Origin of the sequence: Streptomyces sp. MMG1121 (assembly GCF_001280015.1) — a bacterium.
In the GTDB taxonomy this organism is placed as follows: domain Bacteria; phylum Actinomycetota; class Actinomycetes; order Streptomycetales; family Streptomycetaceae; genus Streptomyces.
Map to the genome: position 1 here is coordinate 1 of NZ_LGDV01000079.1, position 429 is coordinate 429.

General features: G+C 67.4%; 1 pseudogene. It reads left to right on the forward strand.

What is annotated here, in order from left to right:
- Nucleotides 1–396 (forward strand): annotated as a pseudogene (locus tag ADK64_RS08675) (hypothetical protein); the annotation flags it as partial.
- Between the last annotated feature and the right edge of the window lie 33 nt (nucleotides 397–429).

The following is a 429-nucleotide window of genomic DNA, read 5'->3' on the forward strand; positions in this document are numbered from 1 at the left end:
GGGTGCGACGTCGCCGGCGGTGACGCAGGCGAATCTGGCACAGACCATCTGCCGCAAGGGCGGCTACACCAAGGACATCCGCCCGCCGGTGGCGGTCACTGGCAAGGAGAAGAAGCTGAACGCCGTCTCCTACGGCTACACCGGCAGTCTCGGTGATGCCGAGTACGACCACGACATCAGCCTTCAGCTCGGCGGTGACCCGAACGACGCCCGCAACCTGTGGGTGGAGCCGGCCGACCCGGGCCATAAGCCGGGCGGCGGGATCAACAACAAGAAGGACCGGTGGAAACGAAGCTCCACACCGCGGTCTGCTCCGGCAAGGTCATGCTCAAGGCCGCGCAGCAGGCCATCGTGACCGACTGGACCACCGCAATGGACAGGCTCGGGCTGACCTGATCGGGTGTGCCGGGGCCGGTGCGGCTACGCAGG